The 2,720-nt window shown below is 69.0% G+C and carries 3 protein-coding genes; all 3 read left to right on the plus strand.

Going from position 1 to position 2,720, the window contains the following annotated elements; all coding sequences use genetic code 11:
- On the plus strand, positions 1-998 hold a 998-nt coding region (locus ACRDPS_RS25975; protein WP_431504561.1), incomplete at its 5' end, for a DUF5915 domain-containing protein.
- A gap of 96 nt (positions 999-1,094) precedes the next feature.
- A complete protein-coding gene (locus ACRDPS_RS25980) occupies positions 1,095-1,886 on the plus strand; it encodes a class I SAM-dependent methyltransferase (protein ID WP_431504562.1) in 792 nt (263 codons plus the stop codon).
- Positions 1,887-1,973: 87 nt separating this feature from the next.
- Positions 1,974-2,654: a class I SAM-dependent methyltransferase gene (locus ACRDPS_RS25985; protein ID WP_431504563.1), complete on the plus strand. Its 681-nt coding sequence runs from the start codon at positions 1,974-1,976 to the stop codon at positions 2,652-2,654.
- The last annotated feature ends 66 nt before the right edge of the window (positions 2,655-2,720 follow it).

Raw genomic sequence — 2,720 nt, forward strand, 5'->3', positions numbered from 1 at the left:
TCCGGCGGAGCCGCGAGCGCTTCTGGAACGAGGACACGGCCGCCTTCGACACCCTCTACACGGTGCTGGAGACGGTCACCCGCCTGGTCGCGCCGCTGCTGCCGCTGACCACCGAGGAGATCTGGCGTGGTCTGACCGGTGGCCGCTCGGTGCACCTGACCGACTACCCGGTCGTCGAGTCCCTTCCCGCCGATGACGACCTGGTCGCCCGGATGGACGCGGTCCGCGCGGTCTGCTCGGCGACCTCGGCGCTGCGCAAGGCACGCAAGCTCCGCAACCGGCTCCCGCTGGGCGGCCTGACCGTCGTCGGCGCCGACATCGCCGGCTTCGAGGAGATCGTCGCCGACGAGGTCAACGTCAAGTCCGTACGCCTGCTCGCCGCCGACTCCGAGGAGGCCGGCACCTACGGCATCGAGCAGAAGCTCAGCGTCAACGCCCGCGCCGCCGGGCCGCGCCTGGGCAAGGAGGTCCAGAAGGCCATCAAGGGCTCCAAGTCCGGTGACTGGTCGGTGGCCGAGGACGGCACCGTCACGGCCGGTGGCCTCGCTCTCGTCGAGGGCGAGTACACCCTGGAGACCGTCGCCGGCGCCGCGACCGACGACATCGCCGTTAGCATGCTGCCCAGCGGTTTCATCGTCCTGGACACGGTCGTCACCCCCGACCTCGCCGCCGAGGGCCTCGCCCGCGACCTGATCCGCGCGGTCCAGCAGGCCCGCAAGGACTCCGGCCTCAACGTCGAGGACCGCATCACCCTCTCGGTGACCGGCTCCGAGGCCGTACGTCAGGCAGCCCTCGCTCATGGCGAGATGATCTCGCGCGAGACCCTGGCGACTAAGTACGCGGTCCGGCCCTCGGATCTCACCCCTGCTGAGGTTGACGAAGGAAAGATCATGACGGCGCCTGGCATGGATTCAGGCATGTCAGCAGACGGTGCCATCCGCGTCTGGTCGACCGTCGGAGAGGGCGAGGTGGTGTTGATCATCGTCTCCAAGGCGTAAGAGAAGGGCGACCCTTAGGAGGGTGAGTCACGCTGGACGTGACTCACCCTCCTAAGGTCTCTCCTGCTGAAGGCGCTGGGTCGATAGTGTGCGATCGTGGCCAGCCAGGACGACATCGATCGGCAGATCCAGGCCTACTACGGCGGCCTCGACTGGGACGAGGGAGCGCGGCTGACAAGCAGGTCGGCCCAGGGAAGGCTTGAGTTCGAGCGTACGCAGGAGCTCATCGCCGAGAGGATCCCAGAGGGATCGCGGATCGCAGATGTCGGCGGCGCGACCGGAGTCCATGCCGCGGCGCTTGCTGATGCTGGGCATCGGGTCACGCTCCTGGACCCGGTCATCGAGCAGGTTGAGCAGGCTCGTGCGTCCGGCACGTTCCTCGACGCGCTCGTCGGCGACGCGCGCGGACTCCCTTTCGGGCGCAGCAGTTTGGACGTGGTGCTGCTTCTCGGGCCGCTCTATCACCTGGCCGACCGTGAGGACCGGCTGCAAGTGCTGCGTGAGGCGATCAGGGTGGTGCGACCTGGAGGGTGGGTCTTCGCTGCCGCGATCCCGAGACTGGCAAGACTCACGGCGGTCACCGGCGGACCCGGCTTGCCGCGCGGATGGGAAGACCTGATCGGGCGTGGTTTCGCGCCCGCCGGCGGACGATTCCCGGGCGGACACTTCCATACCGGTGTGGAGCTGGCGGCGGAGTTGAGGGAGTCGGGATTGCTGCAGGTCGAGGTGGTGGGTATCGAGGGGCCTGCCGGCTTGGCCTTGGAACAGCTGACCGAGATCGACCCAGAGCTCTACGCGGCCGCACTGACTGTGGCGCGCGCCGTGGCCGGGCAACCCGGAGTCCAGGACCTCTCCAATCATCTACTCGCAGCCGGGCGGCGACCCTAGGAGACTCAGTCACGTGTGGTGTGACTGAGTCTCCTAGGGTCCTGGAGAGTGCGAGCGCGATGGGGTCGCGACACCTATCGTTGAGGTGTGGAGGGGCCTACGCTCAAGGAGCTCGCCGTGCAGGCGTTGTCGTCGGTCGAGCATGGTTATGACTTGCTGGCGCCCAAGTTCGACGCGACCCCGTTCCGTACGCCGGACCAGATCCTCGCGGCCACTGCCGAGGCGCTCGGGGAGCGTGGCGGGTTCGAGCGAGGGCTCGACGTGTGCTGCGGAACCGGTGCTGGGCTGGGGGTGCTCGCGGAGGTGACCGCGCAGGCACCCACCGGCGTCGACTTCAGCGTGGGGATGCTGGAGGAGGCGCGGAAGGCCTGTCCGGATGCCGACCTGGTGCGGGCCGATGCGCGCGCGCTGCCGTTCGCTGCTGCGTACGACCTGGTGGTGAGCTTCGGGGCGCTGGGGCACTTCCTGCCGGAGGAGCGGCTGCCGCTCTTCACCGGCATCCTCCGGGCCTTGCGACCCGGCGGGGTGTTCGCGCTGCCGATGAGCCGGGCGCCGGGGCCGACCCACCCGGCGTACTGGCTGCTCTCCGGCTTCGATCTGGCGATGCGGGTGCGCAACGCGGTGTGGCGACCGAAGTTCGTGATGTATTACCGCACCCATCCCAGGCCGGCCCTGTTCGCAGACCTGAGAACCGCCGGGTTCACGGTCACCACGACGCCGCTGCCCGAGATCGGCGAGCTGGTCGTGGCCCGCCGGGCCGCGCTCTGACCGGATGCGACGCCGCCGAGTCGGCTCGTCCTGACCAGATCCCACGCCGAGTCGGCTCGACATGAC

Origin of the sequence: Nocardioides sp. (assembly GCF_050699375.1) — a bacterium.
In the GTDB taxonomy this organism is placed as follows: Bacteria; Actinomycetota; Actinomycetes; order Propionibacteriales; family Nocardioidaceae; genus Nocardioides.